The sequence below is a fragment of the Hymenobacter terricola genome, from assembly GCF_017921975.2.
Taxonomy (GTDB): Bacteria; Bacteroidota; Bacteroidia; order Cytophagales; family Hymenobacteraceae; genus Hymenobacter; species Hymenobacter terricola.
In genome coordinates, this window is the sequence record NZ_JAGEMO020000119.1 from 1 (window position 1) to 22,161 (window position 22,161).

General features: G+C 66.2%; 13 protein-coding genes and 2 pseudogenes. 11 read left to right on the forward strand and 4 right to left on the reverse strand.

Translation table 11 applies throughout. The features are described from left to right. Nucleotides 1-681: 681 nt before the first annotated feature. From J4G38_RS26170 to J4G38_RS29370, 10 genes and pseudogenes are all read left to right on the forward strand, one after another. A complete protein-coding gene (locus J4G38_RS26170; protein WP_210521835.1) occupies nt 682-945 on the forward strand; it encodes an integrase core domain-containing protein in 264 nt (87 codons plus the stop codon). A gap of 414 nt (nt 946-1,359) precedes the next feature. Beyond that, nucleotides 1,360-2,364: an alpha/beta hydrolase gene (locus J4G38_RS26175; RefSeq protein ID WP_210521838.1), complete on the forward strand. Its 1,005-nt coding sequence runs from the start codon at nt 1,360-1,362 to the stop codon at nt 2,362-2,364. A 155-nt stretch (nt 2,365-2,519) separates the two neighbouring features. Then, nucleotides 2,520-2,735: an FAD-dependent oxidoreductase gene (locus J4G38_RS29300; protein WP_226163899.1), complete on the forward strand. Its 216-nt coding sequence runs from the start codon at nt 2,520-2,522 to the stop codon at nt 2,733-2,735. Between the two features lie 194 nt (nt 2,736-2,929). Continuing rightward, nucleotides 2,930-3,277, forward strand: a complete 348-nt coding sequence (locus J4G38_RS26185) for a flavin monoamine oxidase family protein (protein ID WP_210521833.1) — start codon at nt 2,930-2,932, stop codon at nt 3,275-3,277. Nucleotides 3,278-4,149: 872 nt separating this feature from the next. Further along, nucleotides 4,150-4,869 carry a response regulator transcription factor gene (locus tag J4G38_RS26190; protein WP_210521832.1) on the forward strand — a complete coding sequence of 240 codons (720 nt, stop codon included), beginning with the start codon at nt 4,150-4,152 and terminating at the stop codon, nt 4,867-4,869. Between the two features lie 120 nt (nt 4,870-4,989). Then, on the forward strand, nt 4,990-6,498 hold the full coding sequence (locus J4G38_RS26195) for a sensor histidine kinase (RefSeq protein ID WP_210521831.1): 1,509 nt from the start codon (nt 4,990-4,992) through the stop codon (nt 6,496-6,498). A 124-nt stretch (nt 6,499-6,622) separates the two neighbouring features. Continuing rightward, nucleotides 6,623-7,885: a DUF7482 domain-containing protein gene (locus J4G38_RS26200; RefSeq protein ID WP_210521830.1), complete on the forward strand. Its 1,263-nt coding sequence runs from the start codon at nt 6,623-6,625 to the stop codon at nt 7,883-7,885. A 137-nt stretch (nt 7,886-8,022) separates the two neighbouring features. Further along, nucleotides 8,023-8,400, forward strand: a complete 378-nt coding sequence (locus J4G38_RS26205) for a DUF6799 domain-containing protein (RefSeq protein WP_210521829.1) — start codon at nt 8,023-8,025, stop codon at nt 8,398-8,400. A gap of 230 nt (nt 8,401-8,630) precedes the next feature. Beyond that, nucleotides 8,631-8,933, forward strand: a complete 303-nt coding sequence (locus J4G38_RS26210; protein WP_210521828.1) for a transposase — start codon at nt 8,631-8,633, stop codon at nt 8,931-8,933. A 103-nt stretch (nt 8,934-9,036) separates the two neighbouring features. After that, a pseudogene (locus J4G38_RS29370) lies at nt 9,037-9,222 on the forward strand (transposase); the annotation flags it as partial. Between the two features lie 150 nt (nt 9,223-9,372). Here J4G38_RS29370 and J4G38_RS29375 read toward each other — a convergent pair. After that, nucleotides 9,373-9,580 (reverse strand): annotated as a pseudogene (locus tag J4G38_RS29375) (IS701 family transposase); the annotation flags it as partial. Continuing rightward, nucleotides 9,581-10,009 (reverse strand): FMN-binding negative transcriptional regulator, encoded by a 429-nt coding sequence (locus J4G38_RS26220; RefSeq protein WP_210521837.1) that lies wholly within the window; start codon nt 10,007-10,009, stop codon nt 9,581-9,583. It abuts the pseudogene before it with no gap. 366 nt (nt 10,010-10,375) lie between these two features. On the opposite strand from J4G38_RS26220, the gene J4G38_RS26225 reads away from it, so the two are divergent. After that, complete coding sequence (locus J4G38_RS26225) at nt 10,376-18,790, forward strand: T9SS type A sorting domain-containing protein (RefSeq protein ID WP_226163895.1); 8,415 nt, start codon at nt 10,376-10,378, stop codon at nt 18,788-18,790. Nucleotides 18,791-19,030: 240 nt separating this feature from the next. Here the strand turns inward: J4G38_RS26225 and J4G38_RS29310 are convergent, their stop codons facing one another. Together J4G38_RS29310 and J4G38_RS26235 are read right to left on the reverse strand one after the other, a co-directional pair. Continuing rightward, the gene (locus tag J4G38_RS29310) at nt 19,031-19,315 is read right to left on the reverse strand and encodes a transposase (RefSeq protein WP_210521836.1); all 285 of its coding nucleotides are present in this window, start codon (nt 19,313-19,315) and stop codon (nt 19,031-19,033) included. A 188-nt stretch (nt 19,316-19,503) separates the two neighbouring features. Continuing rightward, nucleotides 19,504-22,161: ATP-binding protein (locus tag J4G38_RS26235; protein WP_226163897.1), on the reverse strand; the 2,658-nt coding region annotated here is incomplete at its 5' end.

Consider the following 22,161-nt stretch of genomic DNA (forward strand, 5'->3'; position numbering starts at 1 on the left):
TTATCCTTTTACCCTATACCCTCTAAGCGCAGGCTCTCGCATCCCCGGCGCCATGAGCGAACTGGCATTCATGGACCAGCAGCGGCCATTTTACTCTGTTTAGCAGCTTTGCCGGGTACTGGGCGTGGTGCTCAGCCGCTACTATGCCTGGGGGCATACGCAGGCAGCCGGGGGCATGGAGACGGTCGCGCTAGCCTGGTAAACGGAGATGGTGGCCGTATTTGATGACCACAAACACCGCTACGGGCCGCGCCGGCTCCGGGTCGAGCTACGGGAACGGGGGCACCGGGTGGGCCACCAGGGCCTGCGGGCCGGGCGGCGGCGCCACGGGCGGCAGGCGCTGCAGTCCAGGGCCTTTACCCCGCGCACCACCGATTCGACTCACGGGCAGCGCTGCGCCCCAACTTGCTGTTCGACCAGCCGCGTCCCACCCGGGCCACCCGGACGTGGGTGAGCGACATCACTTACCTGCCGCTGGCTAGCGGGGCCTGGGCCTACTTGTGGGCCTTTGTAGGATGCCTGCACAAAACAAGTAGTGGGCTGGCAGGTACGCGCCGATATGCCCAAAACCATGGTCGCCAGCGTCTTGCAGCAGGCCCTGCTGGCCCAACGGCCCGCCCCCCGCCTCGTCGCCCATTCCGACCGCGGCGGACAATACGGGACAAGGCCTACAAAGCCCCGTTGCGCGACGCCCAGGCCAAGCTCCCGGACAGCCGACGCGGCGAATGCGACGACAATGCGCAGGCCGAAAGCCGCTGGTTGCGCCTCAAAACCGAGGAACCCGAAGCCCGCCACTGGCCCATCTTTGCCGATGCGCACGCCAACGTCGCTACCTATTTTGACTGTTACAACCACGAGCGCCGACACTCCAGCATTGGCCATCAGAAGCCGTATCAATTTCACGAACAACGACTTGCCAATATCACCCATTGCTCTCCTGCCTGACCAGACCACCTCATGCGGGTAGCCGCCTTTTTCAGGCACTGCCCGCACCGCTTATTCCAAAAAAGGCATTTATCCATGATATGGTGACACTTGTCCATTTCGCTGCCCCGGAGTAGCGGGTAAGTTTGCAGTATGCTGATACCCTGCATCTGAGCGCATCTGGCGTACTGCCGGCCAAGGGCTCAACGGCCCGGCGGGCACTTCCGTTTGCGCGCCCACCGCATCACCTCACAGGTCTTGTCGCGGTCCAACTGGTTTGCTGTAAATTTTTTCTTTACTGTTTAGCCGAGTATAATCATGCCAACCGACCCCCACTCCTTGAACCGCCGCCAGTTTATCGGCGCGACCGGCCTGCTGGCTGGCGGACTGCCATTTCTGACATTTGCGGCATCCGGCTTTCCATCCCCCAATACCATGCTTTGGGACGAAGCAGCCTTTCCAGAAGCCCCCCGCCAAGCGCACGACTGGGCCACCGACCCGCACCTGGACCCGAAGGTGCGCGCCTTTCTCAAAGGCCTGAACACGGGCGGCCCCGGCCTGGAGACCCTGACGCCCGCCAAAGCCCGGCAGGCGCTGGTCGATGCCCAGAAGTCCGTCAAAGTCGACTTGTCGGGCATTGACGTAAGTGAAAAGACGATTACCCAAGATGGCCACACCGTGCGGCTGAACCTCGTGCGCCCGGCCGGCGTCACCAAGACCTTGCCCGTATTTATGTTCATCCACGGCGGGGGCTGGGTGCTGGGCGACTTCCCCACCCACGAGCGCATGGTGCGCGACCTGGTGGTGCTCACCGGCTACGCGGCCGTGTTCGTGAACTACACCCGGACGCCCGACGCGGCGTTTCCCACCGCCATCAACGAAATATACGCCGCCACGAAGTGGGTGGCCGCGCACGGGGCCGAAATCCACGTGGACGGCCAGAACCTGGCCGTGGTGGGCAACAGCGTGGGCGGCAACATGACGGCCGTGACCTGCCTGCAGGCCAAGGAGAAAGGCGGCCCGCGCATCAAGCTGCAAATTATGATGTGGCCCATCGTGGACGCTGGTTTCAACACCGCCTCCTACCGCCAGTACTCCACCGACCGTTACCTGACCACCGCCACCATGAAATGGATGTACGACATGTACATTAAGGACCCCGCCCAGCGTAAAAATATCCACGCCTCGCCGCTACAGGCCACCGTGGAGCAGCTGCGGGGCTTGCCGCCGGCCCTGATTCAGGTGGACGAAAACGACATCCTGCGCGACGAGGGTGAGGCTTACGGCCGCAAGCTGAGCGAAGCCGGCGTGGAGGCCACCACCATCCGCTACAACGGCATGATTCACGACTTCGGCCTGCTCAACGGGCTGGCCAAGGTGCCGGCAACCAAATCGCTGTTTTACCACGCCGCCGCCCAGCTCAGGCACTACCTGGGGTGAGATTCGCCACGGGCTCGGTGGGCGGGGCCGTGGCGGCCCGGCTCACCGGGCGGCACGGGTTGCGGGTGTTGCTGCTGGAAGCAGGCGGGCCGGATGCGTAGCCGGAATTTCGCATCCCGGCAGGCATCTCAACAAATCAGTAACCGGCCCGGGCCCTGCACGCGGCCGGCTGCCCGGTGCTGGTACTCGAAGCCCGGGACCGGGTGGGCGGGCGCACCCTGGCCATCCCCGCGCTGCCCCGCGCTGCCCCGCGCTGCGGAAGTGGAAGGACTGGACCTGGGTGCCACCTGGGGGTGGTCGCACCACCCCTATCTGCTGGATTTTTGCCGTACGCTGCCCCGGCCGCTGCTGGCGGGCAGTGTGCTGCTTAATGCGCGGGTAACGCGGCTGCACGCCCCGGCCGGCCACGCGGATGTCACGGCCGAGGTCCAGCACGAGGGGGCACACTTACCGGGGTTCGGCCGTCGTCGTGGCCCTGCCCCCGCGCCTGGCGGCGCACCGCCTGTACTTCACGCCGGGATTACCGGCGGCGCTGCAGCAGGCAATGCGGGAAGCACCCACCTGAATGGGCCATTCTATGAAGGCGGGGGCCATTGGGGAAATCCACGATGCCTCCCCTGCTACCGGTCCGCCGGGTGCTTTATTCGGCTTCGTCGCGCCGATGCACCCGCTGCGGAATGCGCCGCTCGCGCAACCGCCGGCGGCCGTGGTGCAGCCGCTGGGCCGGTTGTTCGGACCGGCCGCCCTGTGTTCACTGGCCCACCACGAGCTGGACTGGAGCCGGGAGCCGCTGACCAGTATTCCCGGCGATGAGCAGTTTCCCGACCAGATTCCCATGCAGGGTCCGTCCCAGCTGCGCCAGCACTCCTGGGAGGGCCGGCTCTACTGGGCTGGGGCCGAAACGTTCACTTAGCGAATGGGGCCGGCTGGATGGGGCCATTGAGTCCGGGCAATGGGCGGCAACGCAGGTGCTGGACTTCTTGTAGCAGCGGAGGGCTAAAATCACGCTTCGCTCCTGCTATCAGCTACCACGGCTTCCTGCCACCCCAGCCGCCGGCCTTCGGGGCAGCGCACTTTGCCCAGCACCTTTTCCAGAACCACCGGCTACCAGCTGCACGCCGGCCGTTGAGGAATAGCCGTGGTTAACAGGTTGGTTCAAAAGTCGTAATTGACCACGGAATGGACGTGCTGAACGGGACCCAATTATTGCCGTTCACCTGCAGGCCTGCGCCCGGCGCGACCAAATCCTGAGCTACCAGGTTTTTAACGGTTGGGTTCCCCCGCTGCCACCGCCTTTGACCGGGTTACATTTGTCGGCTGTTAGGGTCCCGCAGGAACGGGTTTGGGGCAGCACGTGCTGTATTGATTACGACGCTGTTGATTAACTCCTTATCCCCTTTGCTCCTCCCTGAGTGGTTTAGCTAGCGGTGCCCGGTCGGCCGTTGCCGTGAACGCAGGGGGACCGGCGACGGATGATGCCGGGCTTACGGTGTTTGCTGCCTACTTAATCGCCTGTCCATGAGCACCATATCCAGGCACGCCAAGGGCTTGTCGTTGGCTGCCTGTGCGGTACTCTGCTCCGTGCTTCGCGAGGGGTTTGGGCCGCCCGGTGTTCGCCTGGCCCCCTGTAGTACGTTGCCGCTGGTGCACCCGGCGTCCGTTCTTACGTTTAGTCCTTGTGAACGGGCGCGGAAACTACCCGTCGGAAACCGGGTTCGCCCGCCTGCTACCCTACCGGCCGCCAGCGCGGCATTGTCTTTGCCCGGCCCCTAACGCCCCCTTGCTATGACCACCTGTTCGCTTGTAATTGAAGACGACCCCGACATTGCCCTGTTGGTGCAGGTGAACCTGCGGCAGCTGGACTGCGCCGCCGACTGGGCCGCCGATGGGCTGGAAGGACTGCGCCTGGCCACCGACAATCACTACGAAATCATCATCCTTGACATCCTGCTGCCCGGCCTCGACGGCATTGAGGTGTGCCGCCGCCTGCGCGAGCGGGGCGTGCGCACGCCCATCATCATGCTCACCAGCCGCGACGAGGAGATTGACAAGGTGCTGGCCCTGGACCTGGGCGCCGACGACTACGTGACCAAGCCCTTCAGCGTGCGCGAGCTGATGGCGCGGGTCAAAGCCCGGCTGCGGCGCTTCGCCCCCGAGCAGCAGCCGGGCTTTGCCGGAGCCGCCGGGCCGGCCACCCGTCTCACGCATGGCCCGTTGGTGCTCGACACTGTGCTGCACCGCGTGCTGCTGCGCGAGCAGGTGGTGGCGCTCACGGCCAAGGAATTTGATTTGCTGGCGCTCTTCATGCGCCATCCCGGCCGCGCCTACACCCGCACGCAGCTGCTGGAGCAGGTATGGGGCACGTCCTACGCAGGCTATGAGCATACGGTCAACTCCCACATCAACCGCCTGCGCGTCAAAATTGAGCGCGACCCGGCCCGGCCCGAACACATTCTCACCGTGTGGGGCGTGGGCTACCAGTTCACCGACGCGCTGAGCAGCTGAGCCCCGGTGTAGCGGTGCAGCCTGTCGTTCACTAGCTGGCGGCACCGCCCGTGCCCTTTTCGCTTATCCTGCTGGCGCTCAGGCCAGACAACTACTGGCAAGCCCCGCCGTACCACCTATATGAGCAGTCCCTGGCGTCCTGGAAGGTTGCAGCTGCGGCTGTCGGTGCTGCTGCTGGTTTTGCTGCTGGCCGTGGGCGGTCTTTACGTGGCGCTGCTCTCACAGTTGGCAGACCGCTACGTGGCCGAGGACTTGCAGCGCCGCAACCGTGGCCTGGCTGCTTCGGTGGCCGCCGCCCTGCACCTCAACGAGGGCACCCACGAGCTGTCGGCCGCCGCGGTGCGCAAGCTCTTCGACGCGGCGATGACGGTCAATCCCTACATCAAGCTGTACTTTTTGGACATCCGGACCGGCCGCATCCTCAACGCCTCCGCCAAGCCTGCGGAGGTGCGGCTCACCCAGGTGCCGCTGGAGCCGGTGCGGGCGCTGCTGGCGGGCCGGCAGCCCCTACCCATCTTCGGAACCGACCCCCGCCACCCCGGCCAGCCGCAACCCTTTTCGGCGGCGCTGCTGCACACGGCCAGCGGGCCGCACTACCTCTACATCACGCTTGCCGGCGACCCGGCCGCGCCCCCGCCGGCCGACCTGCGCCGGAGCCACATTCTGCAGGTGCTGCTGCGCACGCTGGCCGTGGCCGGGCTGGCCGTGCTGCTGGTTGGTCTGCTGCTGATTGCCTTGCTCACCCGCAACCTGGACCGGCTGGCGCAGGCCGTGCGGTGCCTGCAGCATGGCGACTACAGCGCCCGCGTCACGGGCATCCGGGGCCACGACGAGCTGAGCAACCTGGCCGAGGCGTTCAACGACATGGCCGCCCGCACCGAGCAGGCCGTGGGGGCCCTGCACCGCGCCGACGCCCTGCGCCGGGAGGTGATGGCCAACATTTCGCACGACCTGCGCACGCCGCTGACCAGCATCGAGGGCTACGCCGAAACCATTCTGCACCCGCCGTACCACCTCGCCGACGAGGAGCGGCAGCGCTACGCGGGCACCATCCTGACGAACACCCGCCACCTCAAGCGCATGGTGTCGGAGCTGTTTGAGCTGAGCAAGCTGGAAGGCCAGCAGGCCCTGCCGCACCCTGAGCCCCTGTCCCTGGCCGAGCTGGTGCAGGACGTGCTGCTCAAGCTGGCCCCCCAGGCACAGGCCGCGAACCTGCACCTGCACCCGGACTGGGGCGCAGCGGGCGCGGTCTACCTGCCCATGGTGTGTGCCGACGCGGGCCTGCTGGAACGGGTGCTGCAAAACCTGCTCGACAACGCCCTGCTCCACACGCCCGCCGGGGGGCAGGTGTGGGTCCGGCTCCTACCCGCCGCGGGCTCCCGGCGCCTGGGCGTGGAAGTCAGCGACTCGGGCCGGGGCATTGCCGCCGCCGACCTGCCGTTCGTGTTTGACCGGTTCTACCGCGCCCCGCGGGTGCGCACCAGCCAGCAGCCGGGGCTGGGCCTGGGCCTGGCCATTGCCCGCCGCATCGTGGCGCTGCACGGCGGCGAGCTGACCGTGCGCAGCATCGAAGGCGAGGGCACGTGCTTCGCCTTTTCGCTGCCCGTGTACCGGGCCGAGGAGTACTAAGCCAGGCAATGCGCTGCAATTCAGATCTAAAACGTGATGATTCTGTGATAACTGCGTTTGGATGAGGCCGTTTTGAGAAGAAGAGGCAGTTGTTTGCTTCGACTTCACTTTCCTGCCCAAACGTATGAAACGCTCCTTATTCGCCCCGTCGCTGTTCGTGGCGCTGGGCCTGCTGGCGTCCTCCACCCTGGTTGGGTGCAAGGACAGCAACGATGATGCTGCCGCGCCCGACCAGTTTGCCCGGCCCACCGAGCACCTGACCGGCATTCCGCCGCTCTCCGGGCTGCTCGCCCGCAGTAAATTCACCCTGAGCAGCGTGGTGCAGGTGGACCTCGACCGCAACGTGGCCCGCCTGCCCTTGTTCCGGGGCACCTACAACGGCACGACGGTCTGGTTTGTGCGCACCGACGTGTCGGATGCCGGCCTGGCCACCCAGCTGGGCCTCAACTTTGCGCCCCGGCTGGCCAACGCCGACCAGGGCTGCCCGGCGTGCGTGCAAACGCTGCAATCGCCCGACCCGGTGCCGGGCCGGGCGGCGGTGGAGTTTGCCGGGACGGTCGATTTTACGCCCATGCGCATTTATACACCCAGCCCCACGGGCTTTCCGCCGCTGGCGGCGCAGCCGGGCTCGGTGGCCGGGGCCGGCTACAGCGACCTGGTGCGGGTGCAGGGCAGCACCGTGGTGTATAATGCGCCCATCATTGCCGTGGGCAATGGGCCGTTCGACGTGAGCCCGGCCCACACCAACACCCACGACCGGGTCATTGCCATCGACACGCAGGCCATGACCGTCGATTTGCAGTTCATCCGGGCTTTTGCGTTTGGCAAGGACGTGTTCTACTTTTCCTTCGGCTCGACCGGGGCGCTGTCGGCCACCCTGGAGCGCGGCACCTTTGTGCCCGCAATTGCCACCATTCCCTTTGCCAACCAAGACGTTATCGGAGCCCGTAGCGACATCTTCACCTTCATCAACGGCAAGCTGGGGGCCAACGACCCCAAGGCCCAGGGCCTGATGCACGTCACCCTCGACAACCCGCCCGGCCAGCTCAGCCTGCAAAACCCGGCCCTGCTGGAATCGTTGCGCAAGCTGGGCGACTCGCACAACATCCTGGGCAGCTTTCCCACCCTGACCGACAAAACCCAGCGGGAGCTGTACTCGCCGCTCTGGGACCTGAACCTGGCCATGTGGAGCGACGAAGTGGTGGCGAAGGGCGAAAACTTCGTGCAAACCGATGGGAATACAGTGCAGCAGCTGGCGGCCCGGGGCCTGGTGCTCAGTCCCGGCGGCGGCAAGCTCGGCTCGGCCAACTTCATCGTCAACTGCCCCGCCCTGGGCTTTGCCGACACCGCGCCCACCGAGCCCCAATCCCCGCCGGTGGCACCGTAAAATAACTATAACCAATAAAATAGCTTGAAAACGTGACCTTTTCGTGACAACTTCCGGCTAAGGCTCTCGTTTCAATACTGTAGGCCAAGCGCGCTCAGTGCGGGCCGCCGCACTTCCCCAACCCACTCCCCACTCCCATGAATATCCTCTTGAAAACCCTCCCCACTCTGGCCCTGGCCTTCGTTTATTCCTTTGCCCAAGCCCAGACCGCCCCCATGCAAAGCGGCAAAATGAAGTCGAAAGGCATGATGCACGACGGCAAAATGATGCACGACGGCACCATGATGAAGAACGGCAAGATGATGATGATGAAAGACGGCAAAATGATGGCCATGACCGAAGACATGACCATGACCGACGGCAGCATGTGTATGAAGGACGGTACCTGCAAGATGAAGGACGGCACTACCATGAAAATGAAAGAAGGCGACATGATGGCCATGGACGGCACCATGATGCACGGGGGCAAGATGATGCACGACGGTAAAATGGGCAAGATGAAGTCCAAAATGTAACGCGCCCGGGCCTGCAAGGCGGGTCTGTCAGCAGTCTTGAAAAGAAGTCCCGGCAGTTCGCCGGGACTTCTTTTTGCGGGGCTGAAGTGGGCGGGTGAGCATGGACAGTTCAAGGACTTATATTGAGTATTGAGGGCATAAGGTGCACCTTGTTAGTACCTATTAAGCAATGGCGGCACTGAGGTGGTCTAGCTGAAAGGGACAGTGCGAAGTCTTACCTTCCACTGCCCATGACTGAAAAACTGAATCCAGGCGGGTTGCCCGCTACCCGCAAGAAATACCCGCCCGCGTTCAAAGCTGAGTGCGGGCGCCAGGTGGCGGCCGGGGCCCGGCAAACCGGAGTGGCCCGCGCCCAGGGCAGTGCGCCCGCTTTGCTCGGCCGTTGGCAGCGCTCAGCGCTGGAACAAACCGTGCCCGGCAGCGCCGAGCGGGACGAAATCAACCGCCTGCGCGCCGAGCTCCGCCGCCACTCTGCCCTCGGCGACCGCTCGCCCCATCAATTTGAACACGGCCTGAAACCCACCCTGCCTTAGCGCACTGTCCGTTTTTACTTTTCAAGCACGCTAGCTAACGCTATGCCCTTCAGGGCAAGACTTTAGTTGCTACTCACCTTTAGGCGTTTGGTAGCTTTGTGGGATAAAGCAGCGAACAGGAAGCCATTCGGTTCACAAACTGGAAGTGCATCTGGTGTGGAGCACGAAATATTGCTACCATGTGCTGACCAGCGACGTGCAACTGCGCGGCCGGGACTTGCTGCGCCAGACGTGTAATGCGCTGGATGTATGCATTTTAAAAGGGGTGGTGAGCAAAGACCAACTCAATGGGGACGAGAATTTTATTCTGAAATCCCCCACTTGCAGTGGGCTTCTTTCAGTCGGCTTCAGCCGAAACCACCGAATTTCATTCGGGAAGCAAACCCATGGACTTACAGTCCATAGTCGTTTACTCTCTGGTACACAGTTTTTTTCTACTAATGAGCACCGCGTATCCCTCGGCCTTGCGCTGTGCTTCGGCCTTGCGCTGTGCTTCGGCCTGCCGAATCAGCGGCCTGGCTGGCCGCCAACTGTCGGCTGAGCCCCACGCGGCGCAGCTCAGCCAGCGCGGGATATGGTCGTGACTCAAGGCCCCCTACCAGGCGCGACAAGCCGGTGGCCGTCGTCGGACCCGTTGAACCCAGCAGCTAATCCGTGTACCAATCCAGCGTGCAGGCCTCCACAATCACGCTAAACGGAAGTAACATCCCGCCAACTGCGTAACGCCAGTTCGTAGCTGTGCTCGCGCCCGGCGGCGGAGCGATTCTGGCTTCGCTTTTTTCCCCTTGCACGTCGGCTAGCGCGGTTTCGAAGGCCACGATGGCGCGCAGCAGGCCGCCTGTGCACTGCTCAGGCAGCGGGTCCCATTGCGTCCGGTTGGCCGGCTCGTAGGTTGCCACCAGGTACCGCAGGGTCTTTTCGGTGTCGGCTTCGCCCTCCAGCCGCCGCACCCGGCCGTGGGCGTGCACCGCGAGGTAGTTGCAGGTCGGCACGCTTTCGTGCTTTTCGTAGCCGGTGGGCGAAATGTAGGCGTGAATGTTACCAGCACCTGTTGGTCCGCCTATGTGGTGGTCCAGCTAAAACAGACCGTGGGAGGTGGTTTAGGCAGGCCAGCCAGCAACAGGACATTCCGGCGGGGGCGCAGGACTTTCCCCACCCTCCCAACTGGACCCGAAGAGTATTCTTCCCCTCTCCCACCCCGGAATTGAGCAGCCTGTCCCGCCCGGCCGGCTCATCGCGGAACGGCCCGCTATCGGGCAGGGGCATTCTGCTTTCTGGAATGGCGTTCTAAAATCGAGGCTGCATAAATAATAATCAATCATAATAGATTGATTATCAGCAAAATAATTTCCTTATAAATTCTGGCATTGCCTTGGCGTGGTGCCGGCCAAACGGAACGCCCGACCCATGTACAATCACCATCGGTGCACCCAGAACTAAATATGGCCATAATCTTACAAGCCACCCGCGCTGCTGCCCGGGGCAGCCGCTCTTCGTCCGACATCCCATTGTCAACTACAGGGAAGCGGGCGGGCAGGCGGGTCGCGCTTCCCGGACTTGCCCTGCTGTGGCTGCTGGCCGGGCCACTGGCGAAGGCCGAAGCCGGCGGCACCGCTCGGGTACCGGCTGGGGCTCGGATTTCAGCCGCCCGCCCAAGTGGGACCGTCGCGGAGCGCAAGGGGCCGGCGCAGGTGCTGGCCGCACCGGTGGCGAATGCGCGCACTTCGCAGATTCTGCTTAATAGCTACGGCAACACGCCGCTGGCCGTGCCCCTGGCGGCCACCAGTGCCAACACGGGCGGCTCCATTGCCTCCTATACTGTTACGGTGCTGCCACCCAGCGCGGCGGGGGTGCTGCGCATCAACGGCACAACAACGGTTACGACATCCACGGTGATTGCCGCCGCCGATGCCGGCAACCTGACGTTTGACCCGGCGGCGGGCTACTTCGGCACGGCCTTGTTTCAGTACCTGGCCAAAGACAACACCGGCACCAGCTCGGTAGCCGTCACCTACGGCATTCCGGTGAGCATGGCGGTGTGCGGCGCGGGTGCAGGCCAAGCCAACCTGCTGGACTATTATGCCCGCCCCGACGGCGAGGACTGGAAGGTGCCCCGCACGGTGAGCGTCGGGGGGGTTACCGTCACCACTTCCGGCTACACTGCCTCTGCGGGGACCACCAACTCGTTGGCCATCGCGGAGCAGGCGGGGCTGCCGGGCAGAGGCCTGACCTGGCTGGAAGACTACAGCGCCAGCGCGCCGGCCACGGCCACCCTCACGTTCTCCTTCAGCCGGGCCGTGAGCAACTTCACCCTGACGGCGGGGGATATCGACACCGGGCCGGGCTTTATCGACCAGCTGGTCATTCAGGGCTACGATGCCAGCAACGCCCTCGTGGCCATTCCCAGCACCAACGTTACCGCGGGCATTACCAACAGCTACAGCAATAATGGCAGCAATGGTAACAACACCTTCACCGGTACGGGGGCCAGCGCCGGCCTGGCTTCCAGCAACATCATCGCCACGTTTCCCTCGGCCATCACGCGGCTGGTGCTGACCTATCGCAACACGTCGACGCAAGCGAACCCGGCCCTGCAAGGCATCGTGTTTCCTTCCTTCGCGTGGTGCGCCCAGGCCGACGTGCAAATCACCCTGGCCGCCCCCGTGCGCGCCCAGGCCAGCACCATCGTCACCGGCACGGTCACCACCCTCAACGTGGGCAACGACCTGGTAACCACCATCGCGCCCGTGGTGCAGCTGCCCACGGGCCTGACCAACGTGACCATCGGCAGCTACAACTCGTCGACCGGCGTGCTCACGCTGCCGGTTATCGGCAACCTGGCCGCCGGGGCTTCGGTGGGGCAGTCCATCACCTACCGGATGCCGGCCACGGGCGCCGTCACGGCCACGGCCAGCTTTGTCTCGACGGCCGACGACCCGGTGGCCGGCAATAATACGTCCACCATCACCACGGTCCAGAACCGCGCCCCGGTGGCCAGCGACGTCACCAACGCGCCCGCCATTCTGAGCAGCACCACGAGCCAGACGGCGATGGCCTCCTTCAATGCCAGCGACCCCGACGCCTCGGCCGGCAACACGGCGCTCGGGTCCTACACCATCCTGTCGCTGCCCACCGCCGCGCAGGGCACGCTGTATGTGAACGGCGCAGCGGCTACGCTGAACCAGGTTATCACGGTGCCCACGTCGGCCACGCCCGCAGTGCCGGGCTACCAGCTGTCATTTGTTCCGAACGGCACGTTTGCCGGCAGTGCCAGCTTCACCTACAAAGCCACCGACGACACGAATACCGCCTCGAATACTGCCACGTACTTCATCCCCGTCACGGCGGGAGCCGACCTGGTTTCGACTGTTGGCGGCACGCCCTCCGGCGTGGAAGGCCAGACGAAGAGCTATACCGTGACCACCACCAACAACGGCCCGGCCACCGCCACCGGCGTGGTGCCTACCCTTACGCTGTCCAGCAAGCCCCCGTTCAGCAGTATCACCGTCACTAACGGCAGCTACGACCCCAGCACGGGCGTGGTCACGTTTACGGCCCTCCCGTCGCTCACAAACGGCGCTACGGTGGTGAGTTCTATGACGCTAGTGGCGCAGCTCGCCCCGCCCAGCTTTACGCTAACGGCCGCCAACACGGCTGCCACCGCCGACCCGGCCCCGGCCAACAACAACGGCAGCGCCCCGGCCGCCGTGCTCACCGTCACGATTACGGCCATTGGGCCGGCCGGCGCGCCCAGTGCCTGCGCCACCCCCGGCCGCGACGGCTCGCCCACCCTCACCGCCAACCCCAACACTTACTTCCCGGCCACCAACCAGACGCTGGCCGTGGGCGCGACGTCCCTGGTGGTGGGCTCCGGCGTGGGCACCGTGCCCATCGCGACCGGCGACCTGCTGCTCGTCATTCAAATGCAGGGCGCGGACATTAATTTCACGAATTCCGACTCTTACGGCGACGGCGTGGCGGGCGGCCTGGCCACCAGCAATTTAAACAACGCCAACTTCACGGCGGGCCTCTACGAATACGTGGTGGCCGCCGCCGCCGTCCCCCTGGGCGGCGGCACCGTGACAATTACGACGGGCCTGAAAAACGGCTACCAAAACGCCGATGCGACGAGTGCGGCCGGCCAGCGCCGCTTTCAGGTGGTGCGCATTCCGCAGTACGACAACCTAACGGTGAGCGGCACGGTGGCCCCCAGCGCCTGGGACGGCAGCACCGGCGGCATTCTGGCCCTGGACGTGACCGGCCAGCTCACCTTCGCGGCCGGCGCCCGGCTCGATGCCTCAGGCAAAGGCTTTCGCGGCGGGGCCGGCCAGAAGCTCAACGGCATCGCCGGCGTCACCGGCACCGACTACCGCAACCTGGCCCCGGCCACCGGCACCACCACCGTGGGTGCCCACGGCATGAAAGGCGAGGGCATCGCCGGCACCCCGCGCTATGTGAACACGGGCACCGCCCTGCTGGACACCAACGTGGAAGGCTACCCCAGCGGCAGCGCGGCGCGCGGCGCCCCCGGCAACGCCGGCGGCGGCGGCACCGATGCCACCAGCATCAACAACCAGAACTCGGGCGGCGGCGGCGGCGGCAACGGCGCGCGCGGCGGCCGGGGCGGCAACACCTTCAGCAGCAACCTGGCCGTGGGCGGCGAGCCGGGGGCCAGCTTCCTGGCCCCCAGCACCAGCCGCCTGATACTGGGCGGCGGCGGCGGCGCGGGCTCCACCAACGGGGGCTCGGGCTCGACCGGCTTTACCGGCTACGCCAGCAGCGGCGCGGCCGGCGGCGGCATCTTGCTGGTGCGCACCGGCTCGGTGGCGGGCATCGGCACCTTGCTGGCCAACGGCGCGGCGGCCAGCAACGCCGTGGTAGCCGACGGCAGCGGCGGCGGCGGCGGCGGCGGCGGCTCCATCCTGCTCACGGCCAACAACCCGGGCAGCCTGGGCACGCTGAACCTGACGGCCAGCGGGGGCAACGGCGGCAGCAATTCGGCGACGGTGGCCGAGGGTCCCGGGGGCGGCGGCGGCGGCGGCATCATCCTTTCCAACGCGGCCACGGCCAGTGCGGTAGTGGCCAACGGCACCTTCGGCACTTCGGCCGGCAGCGCCTATGGAGCGGCGGCGGGCCTGCCCGGCATCGCCAACAACCAAATCAACAACCGCATTGCGGGCAGCACGGCGGGCATTAGCTGCGACATTGACGTGACGGCTGCTATAACGGCCCCCGCCCAGGCCGCAGCCGCCCAGACGGTGAACGTAGCGGCTGTGTTCGCCAACAACGGCGGGGCTGCTGCCAGCGGCGTGACGCGCACCGTCACCCTGTCGTCGGGCAGCAACGCGGCCGGTAACGTGGTCACCAACGTGGTGGCCCCGGGCAGCACCAGCATCACCCCCAATGCCCTGACCGGCGACGTGACCATCGTTTACCCCGGCGTGTCGCCGCTGAGTGCCGGGGCCAGCAGCCAGTTCAACCTCTCCTACACCGCGCCCGGCACGACGTCGGTGGTGGCTACCGCGAGCATTACCACCACGTCGGGCGAGTCGGTGACGACCAACAACACCAGCGTGGCCACCACCGCCATTACCGGCTACGCCGACGTTGTGGGCGTCATTTTTGGCCTGGGCACGTCTACCACCGGTCGGCCCTCGGGCACCTACGGGGTGCTGTTTGCCAACAACGGCCCGGCGGCGGCCCTTAACGTGACGCGCACGGTGACCCTGCCCCCCGGCTCGACGCTGACCACGACGCAGCTCGCGGCCCTCACGGCCCAGGGCGCTACCTACGACAGCGGTACCCTAATCATCGACTTTGGCAACCTGACGACGTGGAATAGCCGCGCCGTCAGCGTGTTCCGAATTATTTACACGGCGTCGAATACGGGCGGCAGCACGGCCATCGTTACTCACATCACCACGACTTCGCAGGAAGACGCCGGCGGCGGCACCGGGGCCCCCACGGCCCCCGATACGTTCTCCTTCGCCATTACCAGCAACTCAACGGGTGATGTGGCAACCGATGGCATTACGGCATCGGCCCCCACGGCTGAGCCTGGGCAGCCGGTGTCGTTTACCCTTAACTTCCGCAACTTCGGGCCCGGCGATGCCGTCAACGCCGTGCGCTCGGCCCAGCTCATGCCGGGGCTCAGCATCGTGTCCGTCACCGGGGGCGGCACCTGCGACCCCGCCACGGGCATCGTCGCTTACCCCATCGCTACGATGGTCAGTGGCAGCACGGCCCCCTCAACCATCACGTTTCTGGCCCCGGCCATCGGCCCGGTCTTTATCAGCGGCAACATGACTACGGGCAGTGGCCTGGCATCGGCGGGCATCTTCGGCAACAACGAAGCCACGGCCACGATGGACGTCACGCCCATCGCGGACGTGGCCACCAGTATCAGCGGCCCTGGTGCGTCGGCCGTCGGCAACCTGGTTACCTATACGTTGATTACGGCCAACAACGGGCCGTCGCCGGCGGCCGGCGTGGTGCAAACCGCGCAGCTGCCCAGCGGCTTGGCGCCAACCGGGGTGTTTGCTTCCAACCAGGGCACCTACAATACGTCCACCGGAGTGGTCACATTCCCGGCCGTAGCGGTGCTGGCCAGCGCGGCCACGCTCAACAACACGGTGAGCTTTCCGATGCCCACGAGCGGCTTCACGGCCACGGCGGGCGTGAGCACCGCCACGGCCGAAGCCGGGGCCACGGCCAATAACACGGCCACCACCGGCACGACCAGCGCCGTGGCCGTTGCGCCCACCGACCCACGGGCCAACGTGTACAACACGCTCGATATTTCGAGCAAGAACGTGGCCCCCGGCGCTTTGGCCACCCTCACCGTCCTTACCGGCAACAATGGTCCCGGCCCGGCCCAGAACGTGGGGCAACAGCTGTCGCTCCGCCCCGGCCTGAGCATTGCCAGCGGCGACATTTCGGGCGGCGGCACCTACGACGCCAGCACGGGCGTCGTGACCTTCCCGGCGCTGGTTAGCCTGGCCAGCGGCAGCACCGCCACCAATACCGTGACGCTGACGGCCCCGGCCGCCGGCCCGCTGGTGGCAGTAGCCAGCACGACGGCGACCACTGCCGACCCCGTGCCGGCCGACAACCTGGCCACGCGCATCGTGGACATCACCAGCCGGGCCGATGTGGCCACCGTCCTTATCGGGCCGGCCGTGGCTTCGGCCACGCAGGTCATCGCTTTCACGGTGAATACCATCAACAACGGCCCGGTGCCCGCCACCAACGTGGTGCAAACGGTGAGCCTCCCGGCCGGCTTGGCGCCGGGGACGGTGACGGCGACGGGCGGCGGCAGCTACGCCCCGGCCACCGGCCTCCTTACCTGGCCGGCCGTGGCCGCCCTGGCCGTGGGCGAGCAGCGGACCTACAGCTACGGCTACGTGGCCCCGGCCTACCAGTCGACCGATGCCAACAACCCGCGCGTGGTAGTGAGCCAGGCGACCGTGACCAGCAGCACGCCCGATGCGACGACCACGAACAACTCGTCGGTGGCGAGCACGCTCATCAAGTGGAACGCGGATGTGGCCATTGCCATTACCGGCCCGGCCAGCGGGATTGTGGGCAACCCAGTGGTGTTCGCCGTTTCGACGACGAACAACGGCCCGGCCCCGGCGGCCATGGTGAATACCAGCGTGCGCATCGCCACCGGCCTCAACGTTGTGGCCAGCGGCGGCGGGGTGTACAACATCAACACCGGCATCGTCACCTTCCCAGCCATCACCAACCAGGCGGTGGGCGTGACGGGCGTGGTCACGAACACCATCACCGTGATTTCGCCGGAGCGGCCCCTGGTAGGGGCCTCGGCCGCCGCCGATATTCCGACTGCGACCAACGACATCGATCTGACCAACAACGCGATGACCATCTACCTGCCGCTCTCGCCCATTACCCCCATCCAGACAGATTTCCAGGTCACGCTAGTGGCCGACCGCACGGTGCAGCAAGCCGGCCAGCCCGTGGTGCTGACCCTGACGGCCACCAACGCCAATGCCACGGGCACGGCGGCCGATATGCAAGCCCAGGTGAGCCTGCCCGGCGGCATGAGCGGCGTGGTGGTGTCGGGCGGCGGCACCTACGACGCCGCCAGCGGGGCCGTAACGTTCCCGCCGGCCAACGGCCAGCCGGCCAACAGCACCCTCACCTACACCGTGACCGTGAACAACCCCGGCAAAGACCCACTGGTGGCTACGGCGGCCATCAACGGTAATTTTTCGGACGCGCAGCCGGCCAACAACACCCAGGTAGTGAGCGTGAACATCAACCCAGTGGCCGACGTGGCGACCCGCGTGAGCGGCCCGGCCACGGCGCTGCCCGGCGCCCTGACCACCTACGCGGTAACCACCCTGAACAACGGCCCCTCGCCGGCCAGCGCCGTGATGCAAACCGTGCAGCTGCCCACCGGCCTGGGCGCCGTCACGCTTTCGGGCGGCGGCACCTACGACGCGGCTTCGGGCCTTGTCACTTTCGCCACTATCGCCACGCAGGCCGTGGGGCCGGCCGGGGCCGTCACCAACACCCTGGCCTTTTTGTTTCCTACCACCGCCTCGGTTGTGGCGGGCACGGTGGCCAGCGGCACGGCAGAAAGCGCAGGCACCACCAGCGACAACACCGCGACCCTGCCCACGGCCCTGACCAACCAGCCGCCGCTGGCCAACACGGTGGCCAACCTGCTGCAAACGCCGGAAGGCAACACCGCCGGCCCGCTCGTCCTCACGGCCCTCAAGGGGTTCGATGCCGACGGTAGCGTGGCTTCGTTCACCATCACGGCGCTGCCGGACCCGGCGGCCGGGGTGCTCGCCCTCAACGGGGCGGCGGTGACAACGAACCAGGTGATAAGCAACGGCAACGCGGCCAACCTCACCTTCGACCCCGCCACCGGCTTTGTCGGCAACGCTTCCTTCGCATTCACAACCACTGATAATCAGGGTGCGGTTTCGGCCCCGGCGCCCTACACCATTGCCGTTGGGCAGGACATGGCCGCCGTGTATACCGCTACGCCCCTCAAAGGCGGCGCTAATCCTTATCAGGACGGCGACATCGTCGGGAATTTCTTCGATGCCAACAGCGGGGCTTACACCGCCGCGGCGGCCGTGGCCGACAACGGCGTGCGCACCGCCACGGCCGGCAGTGCCCTGCCGGCCGGCCTGGAGCTGGACCCCGGCAGTGGGCAGGTGCGCGTGCTCGACCGCAGCCTGCTCGTGAGCGGCACCTATCCGGTCAGCTTCACCACCGTCGATGCCAATGGCGGCGTCACCACTCAAACCGTGTCCCTGCGCATCGGCGACTACCCACTGCCGGTGGAGCTTACGCGATTTGAGGCAAAAGCAGCCGGGACTGACGCCCAGCTGAGCTGGGCCACGGCGCAGGAGCTGGACAACGCCGGCTTTCAGGTGGAACGCTCCCTCGACGGCACGCGCTTCGGGCGCCTGGACTTCGTGCCCGGTACCGGTACTACCACCCAAGCGCACCAGTACGCCTACGTCGATGCCGGCGTGGGCCGGCAGCACCCGGGCACGGTGTATTACCGCCTTCAGCAGCTTGATTCCAACGGCAAGGCGACGTATAGCCCGGTGCGCGCGCTGGTCTTTGCGCCGGAAATCCCGGGGCTTTACCCCAACCCGGCCCAGACGCACACCACGCTGGACCTGACCAGCCTGCCCGTGGCTACCTACGATGTAACGCTACTGGATATGACGGGCCGCGTGGTGCAAACCCAGGCCCTGGACGGCGGCAAAGCGCACGAGCTGGAGCTGAGCCATCTGCCCGCTGGTGCTTACCTGGTCATCGTGCGCAACAACAACCTGAAAATTATCAAGCACCTGCTCAAACAGTAACAAGTGAGTGGCATCGTTGCTGGGGCAGAAAAGGGCGGCTTTGCTCGTTCAGTCCAGCCGGTCCGAACGGGCTGGCAGAACCACCAGATAGCCGGTGTTTACTGGACCACCCCAAGATGCGCGCGTCCGGGTCGGTGGGATTATAAGGAAGTCTTATTGCTCAGCAAGTGGGCATTGGGGTGCTCGGCGCCCGGGACGGTCGAGTGGGCGGCGCGCTTGGCCGTGGCCAGAACGGGCCGCTTATGCCAGTGGGCTGCTTTTTCCGCAAGCCATCAAGGGGCGCGTTGGCCTTGACCGGGGCCGAGTCCACGGCCTGGGTGTCGCCGGCCAGGCCACCAGGCCGTGGGCCACGCACTGGGCAAAGCCGTGGTCGAACAGGCGCTCAAAGACGACTGCCGGGCAGAGCTGCCGGGCGCGGCTCACCGTCGAGTGCCAGGGCAGCTCCTCGGCCACTTCGTAGCCCAAAAAGAAGAGAATGTCCAGCCGAAGCGCACAGTGCTCAAGGCGGCGGCGGTCGCTGACCAGGTTTTCGTCCTGGAGAAACGTTCAGTCCACCAGCTCGGCCAGCCGGCGGTACAGATTGTGAGGCGGCACCCGCTCAGAGAGCCGAAAGCGGGTCCCCGCTTGGTCGGGAAACGGCTTCTTGCCTTGCATCCTTTCTCTACGAACCGGTAGTCTCGCCGGTCACGGGTTCTGCAACAGCCGCGAGGGGTTCAATTTTCGGACAAGACAATGGACGCCCGGCGCCGTATTTCACTGGGGGCGTAGCCGAAGTGGCGCGAGAAGCTGGTGGAGAAGTTGGCCGGGTTGCCGTAGCCTACCTGATAGGCTACTTCGGCCACGGTGGCCGTGCCGCTGGCCAGCAGCGCGTGGGCCCGGGTGAGGCGCACGAGGCGGATGAGGTCGCCGGGGGCCTGGCCGGTGAGGGCCTTGAGCTTGCGGTGCAGCTGGGTGCGGCTCAGGGCCAGCGTGCGGGCCAGGGTTTCCACGTCGAGGGTTTCGTCGTCGAGGGCCTGCTCCACGGCTTGCCGCACCCGGGCCAGAAAGGCCTCTTCCATGGTGGGCGGGCCGGGCGCAGGGGCTTCGGCCAGGGCGCGGCGGTAGGCGGCCTGAAGCTGCTGGCGGCCCCGCACGAGGTTGCGCAGCTGGGCCAGCAGCTCCTCGCGCCGGAAGGGTTTGGTGAGGTAGGCGTCGGCACCCGTGTCGAGGCCCTGGAGCCGGCTGGGCAGGTCGGCCTTGGCCGTGAGCAGCACCACCGGGATGTGGCTGGTGCGCTCGTTGTGCTTCAGGGCCCGGCACACGCCGTAGCCGTCCAGGAGGGGCATCATGGCATCGGTGAGCACGAGGTCGGGCAGGTGCTCGCCGGCCAGGGCCACGCCGGCTTCGCCGTTTTCGGCTTCGAGCAGCTGATAGTCGGGGGCCAGCACGGTGCGCAGGTACTCCCGCATATCGGCGTTGTCTTCGATGAGCAGGACTAAGGGCCGCTCTGGGGCCCCCGGCAGCGCCGGCTCGGGGGCTCCGGGGCCAGCTTCGGCGGCCAGTGGCCAAAGCGTCGGGACCCCGGCCCCGGGTACCGGCGCGGCTTCGGCGGCGGGCAGCAGCGGCAGGCGCACGGTGGCGGTGGTGCCGCAGCCCGGCGCGCTGGCCAGTGCGATGGTGCCGCCGTGCAGCTCCACCAGCTCTTTGGTCAGGGCCAGGCCAATGCCGGTGCCTTCGTGCGCGCGGGTGTCGGAGGCATCGGCCTGGTAAAAGCGGTCGAACACGTGCGGTAGTTGTTCCGGGGCAATGCCGCGGCCGGTGTCGCGCACCGTCAGCTCCAGCCAGCCGGGGGCATCGGGGGCCCCGGCCACGCGCAGGCCCACGGCTACCTCGCCGGCGCTGGGCGTGAACTTGAAAGCGTTGGAGAGCAGGTTGACCACCACTTTTTCCAGCTTGTCGGCGTCAAACCGGGCGGTCAGCGTCGGCGGGTCGGCTTCGAACGAATACGCGATGCCGCGCTGCCCGGCCAGCGACTCGAACCCGCCCACCAGCCCGCGCACGAAGCCCACCGCCTCGCCCGGGGCGAGGCACAAGGCCTGCTGGCCGGCTTCGAGGCGGCTCAGGTCGAGGAGCTGGTTGATGAGGTGCAGCAGGCGCTGGGCGTTGCGCTCCACCAGCTGGGCCTGCTGGCGGGTGGCCGGCTCGCGGGTGTCGACCACGATTTGGGCGGCCGGCCCGAGTATGAGCGTGAGCGGGGTGCGGAACTCGTGGGTGACGTTGGTGAAGAAGCGCGTCTTCTCCTGGTCCAGGGCCCGGAGGCGGTCGGCCTGGGCGCTTATCTCGTCGCGCTGGGCGGCCAGGGTGTGGTTTTGGTGGCTGATTTCCTCGGTGCGGGCCTGCACGGTGGCTTCGAGGCGCTCGTTCTGGGCACTCACGAGCTGGCGGCGCTCGGTCTCCAGGGCCAGGGTTTGGGCCGAGAGATGTTCCACCTGTAGCAACTGCGTTTCCAGGCCGCGGCGGGTGGTGGCAAACTCACGGGCCAGATAAAATGAAGTGCAGATGGGCAACAACAGAAATCCCAGGTTGATGGTGAGTTGCTGGGCCACGTCGTGCCCGCCCCAGTATATGTTGGCCAGGTTGCTGCCCGCAAACAGGTACACGGCAATCGAGAGCACCACCCCCAGCCCGATGACCCAGAGGCCCGGTTGCCGCCGCCGGATGGCCCCGCCCAGTACCCGCAGTACCTCCAGCGTCCCCGCCAGAAACAAGCCGTATAGGGCGGGCCAGGCCAGCGGGAAAGGGTGCACAAAAAACGCTACGCTCAGGCCTGTCCCCGCCACCGCCCCCCACCGCAGCCGCAGCCACGGCACGGTCCCACAGCACACGAAGTACACGAACGCCAGCAGCCCGAGCATACTCAGCCAGCTCCCCACCATAAAGCCCCGAAATCCCCAGGCATTGGACGCGTATTCGGGGAAGGCGAGCGCATACGCAGCGACCCCGATGAGGACCATCGCGGCCAGGTATAGGCTGTAGTAGAGATTGGCCCGCTGGGGCCGGTAGAAGAGGTACAAAAACCAGTGCAGCAGCCCCAGCATCCCCAGGGCCGCAATGCTGATGAGGTTTAGCGAGCGAAGCCGCAGCTCGCCGAGGTCGGCGACCAGCAACTGGTCGGCGGTGCCGGCCCACACGAAAAACCCGCCGTACTCCGGCGGCCAAGGGGCAAACTTGGCGTAGCGAATGGCCAGCACGTGCGGGCCCGGGACTCCCACCGGCAACGGCACCAGGCGGAAGCAGGGCCGGTAGCTCACCGTGGTGGGCCCGGTAGTGCCCACCCGGCCGAAGCGGGCCAGCAGCCGGCCGTCGAGGTACACCTCCGAAGCCCCTTCTTG

Bases quoted from the DNA above. Each gene is read 5' to 3' on its own strand.
- J4G38_RS26175 (WP_210521838.1), top strand. From the start codon at position 1,360: ATGCTTTGGGACGAAGCAGCCTTTCCAGAAGCCCCCCGCCAAGCGCAC.
- J4G38_RS26185 (WP_210521833.1), top strand. From the start codon at position 2,930: ATGGGCCATTCTATGAAGGCGGGGGCCATTGGGGAAATCCACGATGCC.
- J4G38_RS26190 (WP_210521832.1), top strand. From the start codon at position 4,150: ATGACCACCTGTTCGCTTGTAATTGAAGACGACCCCGACATTGCCCTG.
- J4G38_RS26195 (WP_210521831.1), top strand. From the start codon at position 4,990: ATGAGCAGTCCCTGGCGTCCTGGAAGGTTGCAGCTGCGGCTGTCGGTG.
- J4G38_RS26200 (WP_210521830.1), top strand. From the start codon at position 6,623: ATGAAACGCTCCTTATTCGCCCCGTCGCTGTTCGTGGCGCTGGGCCTG.
- J4G38_RS26205 (WP_210521829.1), top strand. From the start codon at position 8,023: ATGAATATCCTCTTGAAAACCCTCCCCACTCTGGCCCTGGCCTTCGTT.
- J4G38_RS26210 (WP_210521828.1), top strand. From the start codon at position 8,631: ATGACTGAAAAACTGAATCCAGGCGGGTTGCCCGCTACCCGCAAGAAA.
- J4G38_RS26225 (WP_226163895.1), top strand. From the start codon at position 10,376: ATGGCCATAATCTTACAAGCCACCCGCGCTGCTGCCCGGGGCAGCCGC.